This window comes from Kitasatospora sp. NPDC127116, from assembly GCF_042677365.1.
GTDB lineage: Bacteria > Actinomycetota > Actinomycetes > Streptomycetales > Streptomycetaceae > Kitasatospora > Kitasatospora lactacystinica.
In genome coordinates this window covers 2,154-21,895 of sequence record NZ_JBHXTL010000114.1, presented here as the reverse complement: position 1 = coordinate 21,895, position 19,742 = coordinate 2,154, and the positions used below count along the sequence as shown (strand labels likewise).

Sequence of the window (19,742 nt, the reverse complement as noted above, 5' to 3'; positions counted from 1 at the left end):
ACGGCGCGCAGGGGCGGTGGGCTCAGGCCGTGGTGCCGGCCTTGCTCGCGTGGTACGGGGCCCAGTGCCACTGGCGCCAGTAGCTCTCGGCGATGTCCAGCCACTGCTCCAGCCGGGCCGCGTCGTCCAGGAAGCGGTTGGCGCTGACCACCAGCCAGCTGTAGACGGCCTGGCTGTCCCGGCAGCCGCCGCAGTCGCCGGAGGTGCAGCAGAACTGGAGCGACTCGTAGTCGGCGCCCCAGACGTTGAAGCCGGGGATGACCGGGTTGCCGTTGGCGACGCGGTCCTCGTGCTCGGGGGCGTCGACGCTGAGGCTGGGGCAGACGTCGTAGCCGAAGCGGCCGCCCCAGTGCGTCCGGCCGGTCACCAGGGTCCGGATGAAGTACGGGTGGCTCACCACCGCGTGCGGGTAGAGGTCCTTGACCCGCTGCGCCTCGTCCAGCACCCGCTGCTCGTTGGCGATCTTCAGCGGGGTCTCGGTGCCGTGCTCGCTGTAGAAGTTGAAGGTGACGATGTTGCCGTTCTCGGCGATCTTCCGCACGGTGGGCTCGATGTGCTCGACCCCGGCCTCGGAGAGCGCGTAGATGAACAGCACCCGCTGGTCCTCGCGGTAGTGCTTGAGCGCGGTGTCGAACAGGCCGGTGAACTTGGAGCCGTTGACCCGGATCGCGCGCAGGTCGTCGTCGAGCGGGCCGCCGCCGAAGATGCTGACCGCGATGGCGATCTTCTCGAAGCCCTGCTTGGGCATCGGGCGCAGGCCGTTGGTGGAGATGGTGATGTACGGCAGCTGTTCGACGAAGGCCTCGACCCGGCGCGGGACGAGGGTGGGCTCGCCGCCGATCAGGGTGGCCTGGTTGACGCCGTCGTCGGCCAGCTTGCGGGCGAAGGCCCGGATGCGGTCCAGGTCGGAGAGTTCCTTGACGGCCGTGTCGAAGCCGCCCTCGAAGTACCAGCAGCCCTTGCAGCGGATGTTGCAGGTGTTGGTGAGGTGGACCTCGCAGGACCGGACCTCGCGCCCCAGCCGGCGCAGCCGGTGCAGGCGTTCGGCCAGCTCGGGCCGGTCGGCGAGGAGTTCGGCGGTTCGCGCCTTGGCCTCGCGCCGGCTCAGCGGGCGCTGTTCGATGGTGACGGGTGTTGCCATGGCGGTGGGCTCCTCGGGAGTCGCGGGATCGGCGTGCTGCTGCGACTGCTACTCCGGGAGGCGCAGACCCAGGTTCTTGATGCGCGGGGTGACCTTCTCCCGCCACAGGTCGCAGGCCTGGCCGTTGGTGGTCTGTCGCAGGCCGAAGCGGACGGCCAGCCTGGCGCGCTCGGAGCGCGGGCTGCCGAAGATCCGGATGAAGGTCGGCCACAGCCGGTCCAGGGCCTGCTGGAGCTGCTCGCGGCCGTCGTCGGTGGCGGCGAGGTTGCGGCACACCCGGGCGCCGTGGGCGATGTGCACCTTCTCGTCGAGGATGATGGTGCGCACCGCGTCGGCCCAGGGGCGGTAGCTGCTCTGCGCGAACTCGGAGATCATCACCATGGCCGTCTCCTCCCCGATGTAGGAGAAGATCCCGCGCTCGGCCCAGGTGGTGCAGTTGTGGAACTCCTGGGCCCGGAACAGGTTCCGCTCGGCCAGGGTCTGCTTCTCCATGTAGCCGGTGTCCACGCCGATCTCGGCGAGGACCCGCTTGCCGATCTTGTAGTGGTCGTACTCCTCGGCGGCGCGCTCGGCGCAGACCTGCCGCTCCTCCGCGTCGGGGGCCAGCGGCAGGAAGACCTGCACGTAGTCGTCGCCGCCGGAGAGCTCGCCCTCGGTGTTGACCACCATGCCGCGGATCGCGATCTCCCGGTACTCCTCCGGCATCGCGAGGAACTCGTCGGGCGTGCGGACCACCACCGCCTCGTCGTCCAGAATGGAAATCCCCATGGCACAACACCCCGTCTCTGAAGCAGGAATCCGAAGCAGGACATGGTCGGGTGGGAGCGGCCGGGGCGGTTTCCACCGAGGCTCTCGATGACGACCACAAGGAAAAGGACGCCGCCCCCCAGCGGCCGGCGGAGCCCCGTGGCGGCTCCGCTGAACTTCCTCGGAGCGTAGGTGCTGCATTTTGGGCCGAACAAGGTCCCTCACGAATCGTGCCGAACGGATTCGGCCACCCGACACCGTCGGAGGGACTGTTCCGGCCATCGCGACACCGGCGCGACATGCGCAATTATCGTTCCCGAAACGGATCTTGGCGGTTGACCACGGAAAACGAAGCTGGCCGGAAGCAGGCCTGGACCACTCCGGGCGTACCGCCGGGCCGACGTTACGCTGACCCCCATGACCACCGACTCGAACACGGCGGTCGCCACCGTCGACGTCCTCCTGGGCCCCGACCGGCTCAATGAGCTGATCACCGACCAGTTCCCCGACTACGCCGCCTGCCGGGTGACCGACGTGGACGGCCACGCCCTGACCATGGCGGTGGACGGCGACCGGCTGCGCACCCGCCCGGGCGGCACCGTCTCGGGCCCGGAGCAGGCCGGGCTGTGCGACCTGGCCGCGTTCCTCCTGATCAACGCCCGGCTCGGGCCCACCCTGATGGCGCTGACCAGCTCGCTGCAGATCAGCTTCCTCAACCGGCCGCGCCCCGGGGCACTGCGCGTGCACGCCAGGACGGCCAAGTTCGGGCGCCGGCTGTGCGTGGTCCTGGCCGAGCTGCTGGACGCCGACGGCGTCCTGGTGGCCAGCGCCACGCTGACCTACGCGATTCCGCAGGCCCGGCCCGGGACGGTCTGACAGCCCCCTCCTCGGCGCCCCTTCTCGGCGCACTCCTTCTCCGCACGCCGGTTCCCCGCGCTCCGACCCTCCGCACTCCGACCCTCCGCACTCCGACCCTCCGCACGCCGGCTCTCCTCGCACCGGTTTCGCCCTGCCGCCGTTCCGGCCCCGGTGGCCGGACGAATCCGACATTACGAATACGGGGTGGGGTATATTGACAGGGCGGCCCCACCCCTGGGGGCCCGGAGAACGGAGAACGAGATGTGCCGACGAGTCGCCTGCCGCACCTGCGGGAAGCCGACCTTCGCCGGGTGCGGGATGCACGTGGAGCAGGTCCTGGCCGGGGTGCCCGCGTCCGCCCGCTGCGACTGCGCCGCCCGGGGCAGCGCGGGCAAGGGCTGGTTCGGCAGGCTCTTCGGCCGCCGCTGACCCCCGCGTCGACCATCCCGCCCGTCTGTCCGTACGCCAACAACTGGCCAGAGTGGCGCGAAAGATGACAGTAAGTCGGCCGAGTGCGCGATCTTTTGGACAGGAAATGATCTAAGCATTGATCTGGAACCCGTTCACCCTCTAGGTTGCGGTGCAATGTCACACTGAACCGCCATATATGGCGTGCCCGGGGGGACCACGGTGCCGGACACCGCATTGGAAGCAACGCACCAGACCGCGAGCAAGCTGCCCCGGGTCTTCTACCGGCTGGCCGCGGGCGACGCCCTGAACATGTACGGGAGCCAGCTCGACCTGGTCGCGCTGAGCCTGTTCGCCTACGAGGCCGCCGGCAACGCCCTCGGCACGGCCGGGTACCTGGTCCTGCGACTGGGCGGCGGCCTCGTCGGCGGGCTGGTCGCCGGACGGCTGGTGGCCCGGCTGGAGCGACGGCGGCTGATGACGGGCTGCGCCCTGGCCCAGGCGCTGGCACTGGTCGTCGTCGCCCTCGTCCCGGCCTCGATGCGCATCCCCGTGCTCTACCCGCTCGCCCTGGTCCTCGGCGGCGCCGCCGCGGTGGCCTCCGTCGCGCTGCGGACCAGCATCCCCGAGATGGTCGGTGCCGAGCGCCGCGCCCGGGCCAACAGCCTGATGGCGAGCTGCCGTTCGACGGCGATGGTGCTCGGCTTCGCCTCCGCGGGCGTGGTGGTGGCCTGGGCCGGATTCCGGGCCGCGCTGCTCATCGACGCGGCCAGCTTCGTCCTGTTCGGGGCACTGGTGGTCCGGCTGCCCCTGCCCACCCGGGCCGCCCCGGCGGAGGAGCCCGAGACCCGGCCGGAGGAACCCGCCCCGGCAGCCGGAAAGCGCGGCCCCCGGTGGCAGGCACTGGTCGTCCTGCGGGCCGCTCCGGTGGTGGGTGCCATGGCGGGGATCCGACTGCTGGACGCCTTCGGCTCCGCGGCCCACAACATCAGCCTGCCGGTCTTCGCCAACCTGTCCTCCCCCGACAACCCGGCCGCACTGCTCGGCACCTTCTGGGCCACCTGGGCGATTGGCAACCTCGGCGCCCAGCAACTGGTCTCCCGGTTCATGCTGCGCCGGGGCATCGAGCCCGGCGAGCGCGGCTTCGCGCTGGGCACCTGCCTGATGTCCGCCTGCTTCATCCTGGTCTTCACCGACCTCCCGACCCCGCTCTTCCTGCTGGTCGCGATCGGCGCCGGCCTCGGCGACGGCTTCACCGAGATCTCCTACACCACCCGGATCCAGGCCCTCGCCGACGAGCGGCGCGGCGAGGCCTTCGGCATCCTCGCGTCCGCCGAGAACGTCGGCATGGGCACCGGGATGCTGCTGAGCGGCTCACTGCTGGCGGTGGTCAGCCCGCTGACCGTGGTCGGGGTCTCGCACGCCGTCCCGATCGTGCTGGCGCTCGCCTTCCTCGTCCTGGTCGCCCGCACCCGCCGCCGCCGCTGAGCGGCCCGCCCGCCGGCCCCCGCCACCACCCCGGCGTCCCGCGCCGTACGCGACACCGGCCCGACGCACCACTTCCGCGACACCCCCACGCCGCACGCGACACCGCTCCTTCGCACCACCCTCCGGCGCCCGCGCCGTAGGCGACACCGAGCTTTCCCTCGCACTCCCCGGCGCCCCCGCGCCGTACGCGCCACCCGTCTCCGCTCCCCTCCCTGACCCGGGGCGGCCCACACCCGCGCCCCGGCACCGATCCGAAAGGTGCCGAACGTCATGAGCCCCACCGGTCCCGACCACGGCCGGCTGCGAACCCTGGAAGCCCGACTGCTGCTGCGCCCCGAGATCGCGGACTGCGCGCTGCTGCCCGTCGAGCACGGGAACGGCCGCCCAGGCCTGCGGGCCTACCTGGTGCCCGCCGTCGACGGCGATCCCGAGGCCCTGCGCCGCCGGGCCGCCGCGGCGCTGCTGGACGCCGACCCGAGCGCCGAGGTGCACCTCCTGGACGGCATCGTCCGCACCCCCGAGGGCGAACCCGACGCCGCCGCCCTGGCCGCGGCGCTCACCCGGGCGCCGGCCGCGCCCGGCCCCGCCCTGCGCCACCTGCGTGAACTCACCGACCACTGGCGGCCGTTCGGGGAGGCATCGGCGACGGCCGGCACCGCCCCGACGGAGCCGGCGGCCTCGCCCGCGGGCCCCGGGACGGAGGCCGTCGGCGCCCCGCTGCCCGGACCCGCGCCGGACGCGCCCCGGACGCTGCCCGAGGCACTGCTGCGCGCCGCCGAGCTGCACCCCGACCGGGGGCTGCACCTGGTCCGGGCGGGCGGCGAGGCGACCCGGCTGACCTACCGTCAACTCCTCGCCCGGTCGCGCGAGATCCTCACCACCCTGGCCTCCGCCGGAGTGCGGGCCGGGGACCGGGTGATCCTCCAGGTCCCGGACCCGGAGCTCTACTTCCCCACCCTGTGGGCCTGCCTGCTGGGCGGGGTGCAGCCGGTGACGGTGGCGCGCCCGCCGGACTACCACGAGCGCAACCCCGTCCTGGAGAAGCTCTGGCACGCCTGGCAGACCCTGGAGGAGCCACCGGTGCTCGCCTGCGGGCCGGCGGTGGACGGCCTGGAGCGGCTCGGGGAGCTGTACCCGGCGCCGGGCCTGCGGGTGATCGCCGTCGACCGGCCCGCCGACCGGCCCGTCGACGGCGACCGGCCGGCGGCCGCCGAACACGCCCCCGCCCCCGGCGACGTCGCGATCCTCCAGCTGTCCTCCGGCAGCACCGGGCGGTCCAAGGCGGTGCAGATCACCCACCGCGGCATCCTGGAGTACACCGCCGGCGCCGTCGCGAACGGCTGCGATCCGGCCGACACCACGGTCAACTGGCTGCCCCTGGACCACGTCGCCGGACTGCTGATGTTCCACCTGCGCGACGTGGTGCTGGCCGCCGACCAGGTGCAGGTGCCCACCGAACTCGTCCTCGCCGACCCGCTGGTCTGGCTGGACGCGCTGGAGCGCTACCGGGGCGCGCACTCCTGGTCGCCCAACTTCGGCTACCGGCTGGTCGCCGAGGCCGTCCGGGCCGCCGGGCCCGGACGCCACTGGGACCTGTCCGCGGTCAAGTCGCTGATCAACGCCGGCGAGCAGTGCACCGAGGCGGTGCTGGACGAGTTCCTGGCCGCCACCGCCCCGTTCGGCGTCCGCCCCGAGCACCTGCTGCTGGGCTGGGGCATGGCCGAGACCTGCACGGTGATCACCTACAAGCGCTACCACGAGGACGGTTCCCGCCGGCTGGTGCGCACCGACTCGCTCAGCGGCCGGCTGGAGCCCGCCGACCCGGACTCGGTCGAGCGCGGCACCGGCTTCCTCAGCATGGGACGGCCCGCGCCCGGCACCCGGATGCGGGTCACCGACGACAACGGGCGGGCGCTGCCCGAGCACTGGGTCGGCCGGCTCCAGGTCCGCTCCGGCCGGGTGACGCCGGGGTACCTGAACAACCCGGCCGCCAACCAGGAGGCCTTCGTCGGCGACGACTGGTTCGACACCGGGGACCTCGCCTTCCTGACCGACGGCGAGGTGGTGCTGACCGGCCGTCGCAAGGAGATCATCATCGTCAACGGCGTGCACTACTTCTGCCACGAGCTGGAGGACGTGGTGGCCTCCGTGGCGGGGGTGCGCTCCGGCCACGTCGCGGCCTTCGGGGTGCCGGACGAACGCACCGGCACCGAGCAGTTGGTGATCGCCTACGTCCAGAGCGACCCGCAGGCCCCCGCGCCGCCCGTCGCCGCCGAGGTGCGGCAGCTGCTGGCGGCCCGCCGACAGCCCGCGCCCGCCCTGGTGCTCCCCGTCCCGGCGGCCGAGTTCCCCCGCACCACCAGCGGCAAGATCCAGCGCACCGCGCTGCGCCGCCGGCTGCTGGACGGCGAACTCGACGACCACGTCGTGGCGCTGGACCTGGCCGAGGCCAACTCCCGGACGCTGCCGGACTGCGTGCGGCGGCTCGGCTGGGAGCCCCGCCCGGTTCCGCAGGCCGTGGCCGCTCCGCTGGCGGACGAAACGATCCTGCTGCTCGGCCCGTCCGGCCCCGGCACCCTCACCGAGGCCCTGGCCGCCGCCCTGCCGAACGCCCTGGTGGTGGACCGGCCGCCGACCACCGACCCCGAGGACTGGCTGCGGGCCCTCGGGGACCGGACGGCCGACCGGCTGGTCTACCTCTGGAGCGCGACGGCCGACGGACCGGACCGGCCGGACGAGGCACTGCTCGCCCTGCTCCGGGCGCTCCCGGCCCGGCCGCCGCTCCGCGAACTGGTCTCCGTCAGCGCCGGGCTGCACGCCGTACTCCCCGGAGAACTCCCCGGGCCCGCGGCCGCGTTGACCGCGGCGCTGACCGCCGGGGCGCGGGCCGAACAACTGGTGCCCGCCGCCCGGCACCTCGACCTGCCGGGCGAGGCACCGGCCGCGGACCAGGCCGCCGCCCTGCTCGCCCTGCTCACCGATCCCCGGCCCGAACCCGAATCCGCCTGGCGCGCCGGCCGCCCCTGGGTCCCCCGGCTGGAGACGGCCGAGGCCGCCTCCGAGCCGTCCGGGGCGGGCTGCTCGCTGCTCACCCCCGGCGCCCGCTACCTCGTCACCGGCGGCCTCGGCGGGATCGCCGCCGAGCTGCTGCCCGGGCTGCTGCGCGAGTACGGCTCCCGACTGCTGATCGTCGGCCGCAGCGACCTGGACGCCCCGACCGCGGAGGCCGCCGAACGCCGGGCCGCACTGCGCCGACTGGCCGCCCAGGGCGGCCAGGTCGGCTACCGACAGGCCGATGTGACGAACCGTCAGCAGTTGGCGGAGGCCGTCGCCGAGGCCGAACGGGAGTGGCAGGCACCGCTGGACGGCGTGCTCCACCTGGCCGGCGGCTACCGGCTCGCGCTCCTCGCCGACACCGGCACCGAGGACTGGCGGGAGGCCGTCCGGACCAAGGCCGAGGGCACCGACCACCTCATCGAGCTGGTCAAGGAGCGGCCCGGAGCACAGTTCGTCGCCTTCTCCTCGATGATCGGCCTCCAGGAGGCGGTCGGCTCCACCGGCTACGCCGCCGCCAACCGCTACCTGGAGAGCACCGTCGAGCGGCTGCGCCGCGAGAGCGGCACCCCGGCCTGGACGATCTCCTGGGGCCTGTGGCGCGGGGTCGGCATGAACCGCGACACGGAGAACGAGCAGGCCGCCACCGGCCGGGGCATCGCCGTGCTGAGCGCCGCCCACGGGCGCCGACTGGCCGCCCTGCTGCTGGCCGGCGCCCCGGGCCACCGGTACGCCGGTCCGGACCCGAGCTCCCCCGCCGCCCGGCGCCGGCTGCGCGCCACCGCGCCCCGCCCGGTGACCGCGGCCGCCCCGGCGCCGTCCACCGCGGCCCCGGGCACCGCGGCAGCGTCCACCGCGGCAGCGGACGGCCGGCCCGCCGCACAGCCCGTCCCGGGCACCGGCCGGACCGCACCGTCCGGGCTGCGCCGACTCGTCCTGGACGCCTTCGAGTCCGTCCTGGACACCCCGCTGGACCCCGGTCGCCCGCTCGCCGAACTCGGCATCGGCTCCCTCCAGTTGATGCGGGTGCACGGCGCGCTCAGCGCCGTGCTGCCCACGCCCCCGGCGCCCACCGAGCTGTTCCGCCACCCCACCGTGGACGCCCTGATCGAGCACCTGGCCGCCGAACCGGCCGCACCCGCCGCTGCGCTCCGCTCCCCCGCCGCCGGCACCGACGCCGGGCCGGGCGACGACCGCCGGGTGGCGATCGTCGGCCTGGCGCTGCGCCTGCCGGGCGCCGACACCCCCGAGCAGTACTGGCGGAACATCGTCGAGGGCGTCCGCAGCACCACCCGGTTCACCGAGGAGGAGCTGGCGGCCGCCGGACTGCGCCCGGAGGAGTACCGCCACCCCGACTTCGTCCCGGTCACCGGGGCGCTCACCGACGTCGACCACTTCGACGCCGAGGCGTTCGGCATCAGCGGCACCGAGGCCGCGCTGATGGACCCGCAGCAGCGCCTGCTGCTGGAGATCTGCCGCCAGGCCCTGGAGGACGGCGGCTACGACGCGCCGGACCCGGAGCGCCGCGTCGGGGTCTTCGCCGGCACCGGGATGACCCTGTACGCGCTGCGCAACTACTACCAGCACACCCTGGCCGCCACCGCCGACCCGGCCGAACCGGTGGCCGCCCTGCAGACCGCGATCGGCAACCAGGCGGACTTCGCCGCCACCCGGGTCGCCTACCGGCTGGGCCTCACCGGTCCGGCGATCGGCGTGCAGACGGCCTGCTCCACCTCGCTGGTCGCGGTGCACCTGGCCGTGCAGTCCCTGCTGGCGGGCGACTGCGAACTGGCCCTCGCCGGGGCCGCCGCCCTGCACATCCCGCAGGCCGCCGGCTACCGCTACGAGGAGGGGTCGATCCTCTCCCCCGACGGCGCCTGCCGGGCCTTCGACGCCGACGCGGGCGGCACGGTCGGCGGCAACGGCGTCGCCGCCGTCCTGCTCAAGCGCCTCGACCGGGCGCTCGCCGACGGCGACACCGTGCACGGGGTGATCCTCGGCTCGGCCGTCAACAACGACGGCGGACGGAAGGTCGGCTACACCGCGCCCAGCGTGGACGGGCAGGCGGCCGTGGTCGGCCGGGCCCTGGACCTCGCGGGCGTACCGGCCGAGAGCATCGGCTACATCGAGGCCCACGGCACCGGCACCCCGCTCGGCGACCCGATCGAGTTCCGGGCGCTGGCCCAGGCGTTCCGGGCCCGGACCGAGGCCGCCGGGTTCTGCTCGCTCGGCTCGGTCAAGCCCAACATCGGCCACCTGGACACCTGCGCCGGAATGGCGGGCCTGATCAAGGCGCTGCTGGTGCTGCGGCACGGCACCGTCCCGCCGCTGGTGAACTTCACCAGCCCCAACCCCGCGCTGGAGCTGGCCGGCAGCCCGTTCCGGCTCGCCGCCGAGCGCCGGGACTGGCCGGACGGCCCCACCCCGCGCCGGGCCGGGGTCAGCGCCCTGGGCGTCGGCGGCACCAACGCCCACCTGGTGCTGGAGCAGGCCCCGCCCGCCGCCGCGGTGCCCGCGCCGCGGCCGGCCCCGACCGTGCTGCCGCTCTCGGCCCGCACCGCCCAGGGCCTCACCGAGCTGGCCGGACTGCTCCGCGACCGGCTGGACGCCGAACCCGCCCTGGCACCCGGCGACCTGCCGCTCACCCTCGGCGCCGGCCGGCGCGCGCTGCGCCACCGGCTGGCCGTCACCGGCCCCGACCCGGCCGCCCTGCGCAAGGGCCTGGACGCCTTCCTGGCCGGCCGGCCCACCGCCGGCGCGGCCCACCGCGAGACCGGGCGCGGCGAGGTCCGGCCGGTGCTGCTCTTCACCGGCCAGGGCTCCCAGTACCGGGGCATGGCCGCCGAACTGCACGCCGCCTTCCCGGTCTTCCGCGCCGTCCTGGAGGAGTGCGACCGGCTGCACCGCGCGGCCTGGGACGAGCCGCTGCTGCCGCTGCTGCTCGACCCCGCCGCACAGGGCACCGAGGACACCTGGACCACCGAGGCGGCGCAGCCCGCGCTGTTCGCCCTCCAAGTAGCCTACCTGCGGCTCTGGCAGGAGCTCGGCGTGCGTCCCGCCGCGGTCGCCGGGCACAGCGCCGGGGAGTACGCGGCCTTCCACGCGGCCGGCGCGCTCGACCTGGCCGACGGGATGTTCCTGACGGCGCTGCGCGGCCGGCTGATGCACCGGCTGACCGAACCGGGCGCCATGACGGTGGTCTCGGCCGGCCCGGACCGGCTGGCCGGGCTCGGCGACTGGCTGCCCGGGGTGGACCTGGCCGTGGTCAACGGCAAGGGCCAGTGCGTGCTGGCCGGCCCGCCGCGCGAGATCGCCGCCGCCGAGGCCGTACTGGCCGCCGACGGGGTGACCACCGAACGCCTGGCCACCGACCGGGCGTTCCACTCCCGCCTGCTCGACCCGATGCTCGACCCGTTCCGCGACCAGCTGGCCCGGCTGCGCCTGCGGCCGCTGGCCGTCCCGCTGGTCAGCAACCTCGGCGGCGAGGTGCTGGCCCCCGGGACCGTCCCGACGCCCGAGTACTTCCTGCGGCAGACCCGGGAGACCGCCCGGTTCGACCAGGTGCTCGCCGCGCTGGACGGACTGGACCACGAGCTGTTCCTGGAGCTCGGCCCGCACCCGACGCTGACCGGCATGGGCCGCCGGGAGCTGCCGCACCGCCACTTCGTCGCCGGCGGCCGGCGCGGCGCCTCGCCGGAGCAGCAGTTCGACGCCGCCGCGGCCGCGCTGTGGTCGCACGGCGTCCCGCTCGACTGGGCCCGCTTCGCCGCCGCCCGGGACTGGCCGGACGGGCCTGCCCGCCGCGTCCCGCTGCCCACCACCGTCTTCCAACGCCGCCGCCACTGGTTCACCGCCCCTGCCCGGCCCACCATCGAGGACCCCGCCATGCACCAGGACCCACCCCAGCAGAGCGCGCCGGCCGCGACGCCGGCCGCCGCACCGACGCCGAGCCCCGAGGAGCTCGCCGAGCAGGCCGTCCTGCGCCAGGTCGTCGAGCAGACGGCCCGCCAGCTCGGCTACGACGAGGCCTCGGTCGGGACGGACGAGCCGTTCTTCGACCTGGGCGCCGACTCGCTCTCGATGATCAACATGATCCGCGACCTGGAGCGCGCGTTCCGGGTCCGGGTGTCGATGCGCGAACTCTTCGAGGCGGCCGACACCCCGGCCCGGCTGGCCGGGCTGATCGCCTCCCGGCTGGAGCCGGCGGTGCTGGCCACGCTGCTGCCGGCCGCCGAGCCGGAGCCCGTGGCGGAGCCCGAGCCCGCGCCCGTTCCGGCGGCCGCCACGGCTGCGGCGCCCGCTCCGGCCGCCGTTCCCGCTGCCGCTCCCGTTGCCGTCCAGGCCGCCCCGGTGGCCCAGGGCGCACCCGCCGTCCACCCGGCCCCGGCCGTCCAGGCACCGCCCGTCCAGGCACCGCCCGTCCAGGCCCCGGCCGCGGTGCCGGTTCCCCAGCCCGCGCCCGCCGCGCCCACCGCCCCGCAGGCGGTGCCCACCGCGCTGCGGCCGGTGACCGACGGCACCGGCCTGATCGAGCGCCAGCTCGCGCTCCTCGGCCAGTTCTCCGACCTGATGCGCGACCAGCTCGGCCTGCTGGCCGGCGGCGCGCCCGCGCTCCCCCCGGCGCCCGTGCCCGCGGCCCTGCCCCCGGCGGCGGCCGTACCCGTCACCGCCCCGGTCCCGACGCCCGCCGTCGCCCCCGCACCCGCCGCCGAGGCACCCGCCGCAGCGCCCGCCGCGCCCGCCGCCGAGGCACCCGCCCCGCAGGTCCACGGCCCCCGGGTGACCGTCTCCCGCGAGTCCGGCATGGCCTCCGGCGGCCTGACCGACCAGCAGCGCGCCCACGTGGACGAGTTGGTCGCCCGCTTCACCGCCCGCACCACCGCCTCCAAGGCGATCACCCGCCGCCACCGCCGCACCCTGGCGGACAGCCGTGCCGTGGTCGGCTTCCGCTCCGGCACCAAGGAGATGCTCTACCCGCTCGCCGCCCGGCGGGCACAGGGCTCCCGGCTGGAGGACGTCGACGGCAACGCGTACGTCGACATCACCATGGGCTTCGGCGTCCTGCTCTTCGGCCACGACCCGGAGTTCGTCTCCGAGGCCGTCCGCGAGCACCTGTCCTCGGGCCTGCGGCTGGGCCCGCGCGGTCCGGAGACCGGCGAGGCCGCCGAGCTGCTGGCCGAGCTCACCGGCACCGAGCGGGTCGCCTTCGCCAACTCCGGCACCGAGGCGAACGCCGGGGCGATCCGGCTGGCCCGCGCGCACACCGGCCGGGACAAGATCGTCATGTTCGAGGGCTCCTACCACGGCCACTCCGACCAGACCCTGGGCCGGACACTGGGCCGCGGCGCCGACCGGGAGACCGTCCCCGTCTCCATCGGCATCCCCGGCAGCGCGGTCGCCGACCTGCTGGTGCTGCGGTACGGCGACCCGGAGAGCCTCAAGGTCATCGAGGAGCACGGCGACCGGATCGCCGCCGTCCTGGTCGAGCCGGTGCAGAGCCGCCACCCCGGCCGCCAGCCCGCCGACTTCGTCCGCTCGCTGCGCGAACTGACCACCCGGCTCGGCATCGTGCTGGTCTTCGACCAGATGCTCACCGGCTTCCGGCCCCACCTGCGCGGCGCCGAGGGCTTCTGGGGCGTCACCCCCGACATGTCCACCTATGGCAAGGTGCTGGGCGGCGGCTACCCGATCGGCGCGATCGCCGGGCGGGCCGACATCATGGACGGGATCGACGGCGGCCACTGGGACTACGGGGACGACAGCTACCCGCCCAAGGACACCACCTTCTTCGGCGGCACCTACATCCAGCACCCGCTGGCGATGACCGCCGCGGGCGCGGTGCTGCGCCACCTCAAGGCGGCCGGCCCCGGCCTCCAGGAGCGGCTGAACGCCCGCACCGACGAGCTGGCGGCCACCCTGAACGGCTTCTTCGAGGAGGAGGAGTTCCCGCTGCGCCTGGCCCACTTCGGCTCGCTCTTCCGCTTCGAGCCCCGGGCCGACATGGAACTGCTCTTCCCGCACCTGCTGACCCGCGGGGTCTACGTGTGGGAGTGGCGCAACTTCTTCCTCTCCACCGCCCACACCGACGGCGACCTGGAGTTCGTGATCGACTCGGTCCGCGAGTCGCTGCGCGACCTGCGGCGCGGCGGCTTCTTCCCGGCCTCGCCCGGCGTTCGCCTGCCGGCCCCCCGGCCGGCCGCCGAACTCGCCGTCCCCGCCGAGACCGTGCGCGGCCAGGCGGAGCCGATCCCGTACCGGCCGGTCAGCGACCCGCAGCGGCCGGTGGACTTCAGCCTCTACTTCTTCGGCGACTACCCCCTGGACTCCCCGGAGGACGAGAAGTACCGCATCGTCCTGGAGAGCGCCCGCTTCGCCGACCGGCACGACTTCCACTCGGTCTGGCTGCCGGAGCGCCACTTCCACTCCTTCGGCGGCATCTTCCCCAACCCCTCGGTGCTGGCCGCCGCCCTCGCCCGGGAGACCAGCCGGATCCGGCTGAACGCGGGCTGCGCCGTGCTGCCGCTGCACCACCCGGTGCGGGTGGCCGAGGAGTGGTCGGTGGTCGACAACCTGTCCGGCGGCCGGGTCGGCCTGGGCTGCGCCAGCGGCTGGCACCCCAACGACTTCCTGTTCTTCCCCGAGAACTACGGCAGCCACAAGGAGCTGATGCACCGGCAGATCGACACCGTCCGGGCGCTGTGGCGCGGCGAGCCGTACCAGGGCCGCAACGGCAACGGCGAGCCGATCGAGGTGACCCTGCACCCGCGCCCGCTGCAGGACCTGCCGCCCATGTTCACCGCGATCGTCGGCAACCCGGACAGCTTCCGCGAGGCCGCCCGGCACGACCTCGGCGTCATCACCAACCTGATGACCCAGGACATCTCCCAGCTGGCCGAGAACATCGAGGTCTACCGGCGCACCCGGGCCGAGCACGGGCTCGACCCGGAGGCCGGCCGGGTGGTCGTGCTGGTGCACACCTACCTGGGCACCGACCTGGCCACCGCCCGCGAGCAGGCCTACCGGCCGTTCTGCAACTACCTGCGCTCCTCGCTCTCGCTGTTCGGGCAGATGGCCAACAGCCTGGGCCTGACCCTGGACTACGAGAGCGCCCGCGATGACGACCTGGAGTTCGTGCTGGAGCGAGCGTACGAGCGCTACTGCGCCTCCCGCGCGCTGATCGGCACCCCGGAGAGCGTCCAGGGGGTGCTGTCCGAGCTGCGGGCGGCCGGCGCCGACGAGATCGCCGCCTTCGTGGACTTCGGGCTCTCCCCCGACCTGGTGGCGGCCGGCCTGCCCCAGCTCGACGTCCTGCGCCGGGACACCCTGCGCGGCGCGCCGCTGTCCTACGCCCAGCAGCGGATGTGGTTCCTGCACCGGATGCTGCCCGACGGCGGGCAGTACAACGAGGTCAAGGCGATCGCCCTGGACGGCCCGCTCGACCCGCAGGCCCTGGACACCGCGCTGCGCCGACTGGTCGAACGCCACGTCGCGCTGCGCACCGTCTTCCGGGAGCAGGACGGCGAACCGTTCCAGCAGGTGCTGGCGCCGCCCGCCGGCCCGGTGCTGCAGCGGCTCACGGCCGACGGCGGCAGCCCGGACCCGGTGGCCGACCTGGTCGCCGCCGAGGGCGCCCACCGCTTCGACCTCGCCGAGGGCCCGCTGTTCCGGGCCCTGCTGCTGGAGCAGGACGCCGACCGGCACGTCCTGGTCCTCTCGATGCACCACATCGTGATCGACACCCTGTCCACCGTGGTGATCACCCGCGAGCTGGGCGAGCTCTACCTGGCCGCCCGGGAGGACCGGGCCGCCCGGCTCCCGGTGCTCACCACCGGCCCGGCCACCGAGGCCGTCCGCGAGCGGGCCCGGGTGGCCGCCGGCGAGTACGAGGAGAGCCTCGCCCACTGGCGCAAGGTGTTCGGCGGCGGTGACCTGCCGGTGCTGTCCCTGCCCACCGACCGGCCGCGCCCGGCGGTGCCGGACGGCCGCGGCCGCTCCTTCGTCCACCACCTGCCCGCCGAACTCGCCGACGGCTTGCGGGAGTTGGCCCGGTCCAAGCGCTCCACCCTGTTCATGGTGCTGCTGACCGGCTTCGCCGGCGTCCTGCAGCGGTACGCCGGCCAGGACGAGATCGTGCTGGGCACCCCGGTGGCCAACCGGGCCGACGGCACCGAGGACCTGGTCGGGTTCTTCGTCAACACCCTGGCGCTGCGCCTGGACCTCGCCGGCGAGCCGGCCTTCGCCGAGGCGCTCGGCCGGGTCCGCTCCACCGCGCTCGACGCCTACGAGCACCAGCAGCTGCCCTTCGAGGTGCTGGTGCAGGAGCTGAACCCGCAGCGCGACACCAGCCGCAACCCGCTGTTCCAGGTCATGGTCGAGTTCGAGAACCACATGGTCTTCGAACTGGACCTGCCCGGAGTGACGGCCCGTCCGCTGGACCACGTCGCGGACCGCGCCGCCTTCGACCTGACGCTCTTCCTGACCAGCCTGCCCGACGGCATCCGCTGCCACGTCGAGTACGCCGAGACCCTCTTCGACCGGGCCACCGTCGACCGGCTGCTCGGCGCCTTCGAGCGGCTGCTCACCGCCGCGGTCGCCGACCCGGAGCGCCCCCTCGTCGAACTCACCGCCGTGTCCGCCACCGAGGCCGACACCGCCCTGGAGTGCGGCCCCCCGGCCGTCCGGGAACCCGAACACCCGCTGGCCACCATCGCCGCGACCGCGGCCGGACGGCCCGAGCAGACCGCGGTGGTCGCCGCCGACGGCACCGGGACGGACTACCGGACGCTGCTGGCCCGGGCGGACGACCTGGCCGGCCGGCTGCTGGCGGCCGGCGTCCGCGAGGGCAGCCGGGTGGGCGTCCTGCTGCCCCGCTCGGTCGACCTGGTGGCCGCTCTGCTGGCCATCCTGCGCCTCGGCGCCGTCCACGTACCCGTCGACGTGCTGCAGGGCCCCGAGCGCTGCCGGCTGATCGTCGAGGACAGCGCGCCGGTCGTCCTGCTCACCACCACGGACGACGCCCCGGCGGAGCTCGGCCTGACCGTCCCGACGGTGCTCACCGCCACCGCCCCGGCCGACACCGCCGCCGAACTGCCCCCGCTGCCCGCCCCCTCGGCGCAGGCCCCCGCGTACCTGCTCTACACCTCCGGCTCCACCGGCCGCCCCAAGGGCGTGCTGATGCACTCCCTCGCCCTGGCCCACTTCGTGGCCTGGAACGTCGCCGACCACCCCGCGGCCCGTACCCTCCAGTACGCCTCCTGCGGCTTCGACGTCAGCGTCCAGGAGATCCTCACCACGCTGGCCGGCGGCGGCACCCTGCTGCTGATCGAGGAGGAGACCCGCTACGACGTGACGGCGCTGGCCGCCGTGGTCCGCTCCACCCGGGCCGAGCGGCTCCACCTGCCGTACACGCCGCTGGCCGCCCTGGCCGACGCGCTCGGCGAGGAGCCCGTGCCGCACCTGCGGGAGCTGATCTCGGGCGGCGAGCAGGTGCTGGTCACCCCCGGGCTGCGGGCCTTCCTCGGCCGCAACCCCGGCTGCCGGCTGATCAACCACTACGGCCCGACCGAGACCCACGCGCTGACGGCCGGCGAGATCGACCCGGACGGCCCGGAGTACGCGCCGATCGGCCGCCCGACCCCGGGCAGCCGGATCGTGCTGCGCGACCCCGCCGGACGCCGGGTGCCGGCCGGAGCGGTCGGCGAGATCCACGCCCTCGGCGTCCAGGTCGGCATCGGCTACATCGGCCGCGACGAGGAGAGCGCCGCCGTCTTCACCGACACCCCCGACGGCCCGAGCTACCGCACCGGCGACCTCGGCCGCTGGCGCCCGGACGGCCGGCTGGAGTACCTCGGCCGGGCCGACCGCCAGGTCAAGGTGCGCGGCTACCGGGTCGAGCCGGGCGAGATCGAGACCGTGCTGCGCGGCGTTCCCGGCGTGCACGCCGCCGCCGTGACGGCGCGCCGCACCGCGGCGGGCACCGTGCTCGCCGGGTACGTCGGATGCTCGGCCGCCGACCTTCCCCGGGTCGCCGACCGGCTGGCCGACCTGCTGCCCGACTACATGGTGCCCGGACTCTGGGCCACCGTCGACGCCCTGCCGTTCAACGCCCACGGCAAGCTCGACACCGCCGCCCTGCCGGAGCCGCGCCCGCTCGGCGCGGACGAGCCCCAGGCCGCGCCGGCCACCGAGCTGGAGCGGACCGTGCAACGGCTCTGGGAGGAGGAGCTCGGCCGCCCCGTCGGGGTGGAGACCTCCTTCTTCGACCTGGGCGGGCACTCGCTGGCCGCCACCCGGCTGCTGAACCGGGTCCGCGAGGAGACCGGGCTGCGGATCGGCGTGCTGGACTTCTTCCGCCGCCCGACCGTCCGCGCGATGGCCGCCCACGAGCCGGCCGCCGAGCAGCACCCGGCCCCGGCCTTCGAGGAGGGGACCCTGTGAGCACGGCGGAGCACGTTCGAGGAGAGGACGCGGCGAGCACGGCGGAGGACGGCTGGGCGCGGCTGCTGCGCCTGCTCGACGAACGCGAGATCGTGCTGCGCACCACCGGCGAGCGGCTCGGCTACCTGGCCCCCGCCGGAGCGATGGACGAGGAGGTCACCGGCCTCGTCCGGGCCCACCGCGACCGCCTGCTGACCATCCTGACCGGCGCCGGGAAGGCGCTGTCCGCCGCGCCGGCCGGGGTGACCCAGTGGCGGCTGCACAAGGCCCACGGCGACGCGGCCGACCCCGCGGTGTGGAACATCCTCCAGCGGATCACCCTGCGCGGCCCGCTGGAGCCCGGGCGGCTGGCCGCCGCACTGACGGCGGTCACCGAGCGGCACGAGAGCCTGCGGACCCGCTTCGTGGACACCGAGCTCGGCGGGCTCCAGCAGGTGCTGCCGAACACCCCGCTGGACGTCCCGGTCGAGGACCTGCGCGGGCTCGCCCCCGCCGAACGGGACGCGGCCCTCGCCGCGGCCCTGGAGGCCGAGGTCGGCCGCCCGTTCGACCTGACGGCGCCCCCGCTGCTGCGCGCCCGACTGCTGCGCCCGGCGGCGCAGGAGTGGGTGCTGCTGCTGACCATCCACCACATCGCGCTCGACGGCTGGTCGCTGGCCACCGTGCTGGCCGACCTGAGCGCGCTCTACCGCACCGGCGGGCCGCTGCCTGGAGAGGCCGGCCGGATGACCGACCACGCCTGCTGGGAGCGGACGGTCGTCAACCGGGCCTCCATGGCGGCGGCCGCCGACCACTGGGCCAAGACCCTCGGCGGCGCCTCGCTCTCGGTGGACGTGCCCACCGACCGGCCCCGTCCCGAACGGCGCTCCGGGCACGGTGAGACGGCCGAGTTCCGGATCCCGGCGGCGGTGGCCGAGGAGATCGGGCGCTACGCCGCCGCGCGCTCCACCACCGCCTCGGCCGTCGTGGTCGCCGCGTTCGCCCGGCTGCTCGGCTCGCTCAGCGGCTCGTCGGAGGTGCTGATCCTGCTCTCCAACGCCAACCGCCGGCGGCCGGTCGACGAGCAGGTGGTCGGCCTGCTCACCAGCAGCATGCCGATCCTGGTGCCGACCCGGGGCGAGAGCGGCTTCGCGGGCCTGGTGGACCGCGCCGCCGAGGCGATCGCCTCCGCCCTCGACCACTCCCTGATGCCGTTCGGCCTGCTGGTCGAACCGCTGCGGGAGCGCGGCGTCCCCATGCCCGTCGGGTACCCGCAGATCGTGCTCGCCGTCCAGAGCACCCCGCCCATCACCCTCGACCTCCCCGGCCTGACCGTCGAGATCGAGGACATCCCCGGCCACTCCGCCCGCGCCGACTGCGCGTTCTCGCTCACCCCGGACGCCTACGGCTACCTGGGGCAGGTCGAGTACGACGCCGACCTGTTCGACCCGGGCACCGTCCGGGGCTGGCTGGACGCCCTGGTCGCGGACCTGGCCCGGCAGTTGGAGGTCCCGCTCGCGTGACACCCGGTGGGCCCCGGTGGACGGTACGCCGTCCACCGGGGGCCGCCCGCCCCGGGCCCCCGCGGCCCCCCGGGGGGGTCAAGCCCCCGCCGGCGGGGCGCGGGTCA

Annotated in this window: 7 protein-coding genes; 5 read left to right on the top strand and 2 right to left on the bottom strand. The window is 75.0% G+C overall.

From position 1 onward, the window contains the following. Window positions 1–22: 22 nt before the first annotated feature. Window positions 23–1,141, bottom strand: coding sequence for a radical SAM protein (locus ACFVHV_RS33465; RefSeq protein WP_380356266.1), 1,119 nt, complete (start codon window positions 1,139–1,141; stop codon window positions 23–25). Window positions 1,142–1,189: 48 nt separating this feature from the next. Further along, entirely contained in the window at window positions 1,190–1,909 is a 720-nt protein-coding gene (locus ACFVHV_RS33460) for a Phenylacetic acid catabolic protein (protein WP_380356263.1), read from the bottom strand. Window positions 1,910–2,305: 396 nt separating this feature from the next. On the opposite strand from ACFVHV_RS33460, the gene ACFVHV_RS33455 reads away from it, so the two are divergent. The 5 genes from ACFVHV_RS33455 (at window position 2,306) to ACFVHV_RS33435 (ending at window position 19,635) form a co-directional block, all read left to right on the top strand. Beyond that, window positions 2,306–2,764 carry a PaaI family thioesterase gene (locus ACFVHV_RS33455; RefSeq protein WP_380356261.1) on the top strand — a complete coding sequence of 153 codons (459 nt, stop codon included), beginning with the start codon at window positions 2,306–2,308 and terminating at the stop codon, window positions 2,762–2,764. A 243-nt stretch (window positions 2,765–3,007) separates the two neighbouring features. After that, window positions 3,008–3,175 carry a hypothetical protein gene (locus ACFVHV_RS33450; protein ID WP_359898406.1) on the top strand — a complete coding sequence of 56 codons (168 nt, stop codon included), beginning with the start codon at window positions 3,008–3,010 and terminating at the stop codon, window positions 3,173–3,175. A 216-nt stretch (window positions 3,176–3,391) separates the two neighbouring features. Further along, window positions 3,392–4,642, top strand: coding sequence for an MFS transporter (locus tag ACFVHV_RS33445; protein ID WP_359898405.1), 1,251 nt, complete (start codon window positions 3,392–3,394; stop codon window positions 4,640–4,642). A 270-nt stretch (window positions 4,643–4,912) separates the two neighbouring features. Further along, the gene (locus ACFVHV_RS33440) at window positions 4,913–18,133 is read left to right on the top strand and encodes a MupA/Atu3671 family FMN-dependent luciferase-like monooxygenase (protein WP_380356258.1); all 13,221 of its coding nucleotides are present in this window, start codon (window positions 4,913–4,915) and stop codon (window positions 18,131–18,133) included. Further along, window positions 18,130–19,635, top strand: coding sequence for a condensation domain-containing protein (locus ACFVHV_RS33435; protein ID WP_380356255.1), 1,506 nt, complete (start codon window positions 18,130–18,132; stop codon window positions 19,633–19,635). The genes ACFVHV_RS33440 and ACFVHV_RS33435 overlap by 4 nt, the downstream gene beginning before the upstream one ends. Window positions 19,636–19,742 lie beyond the last annotated feature (107 nt).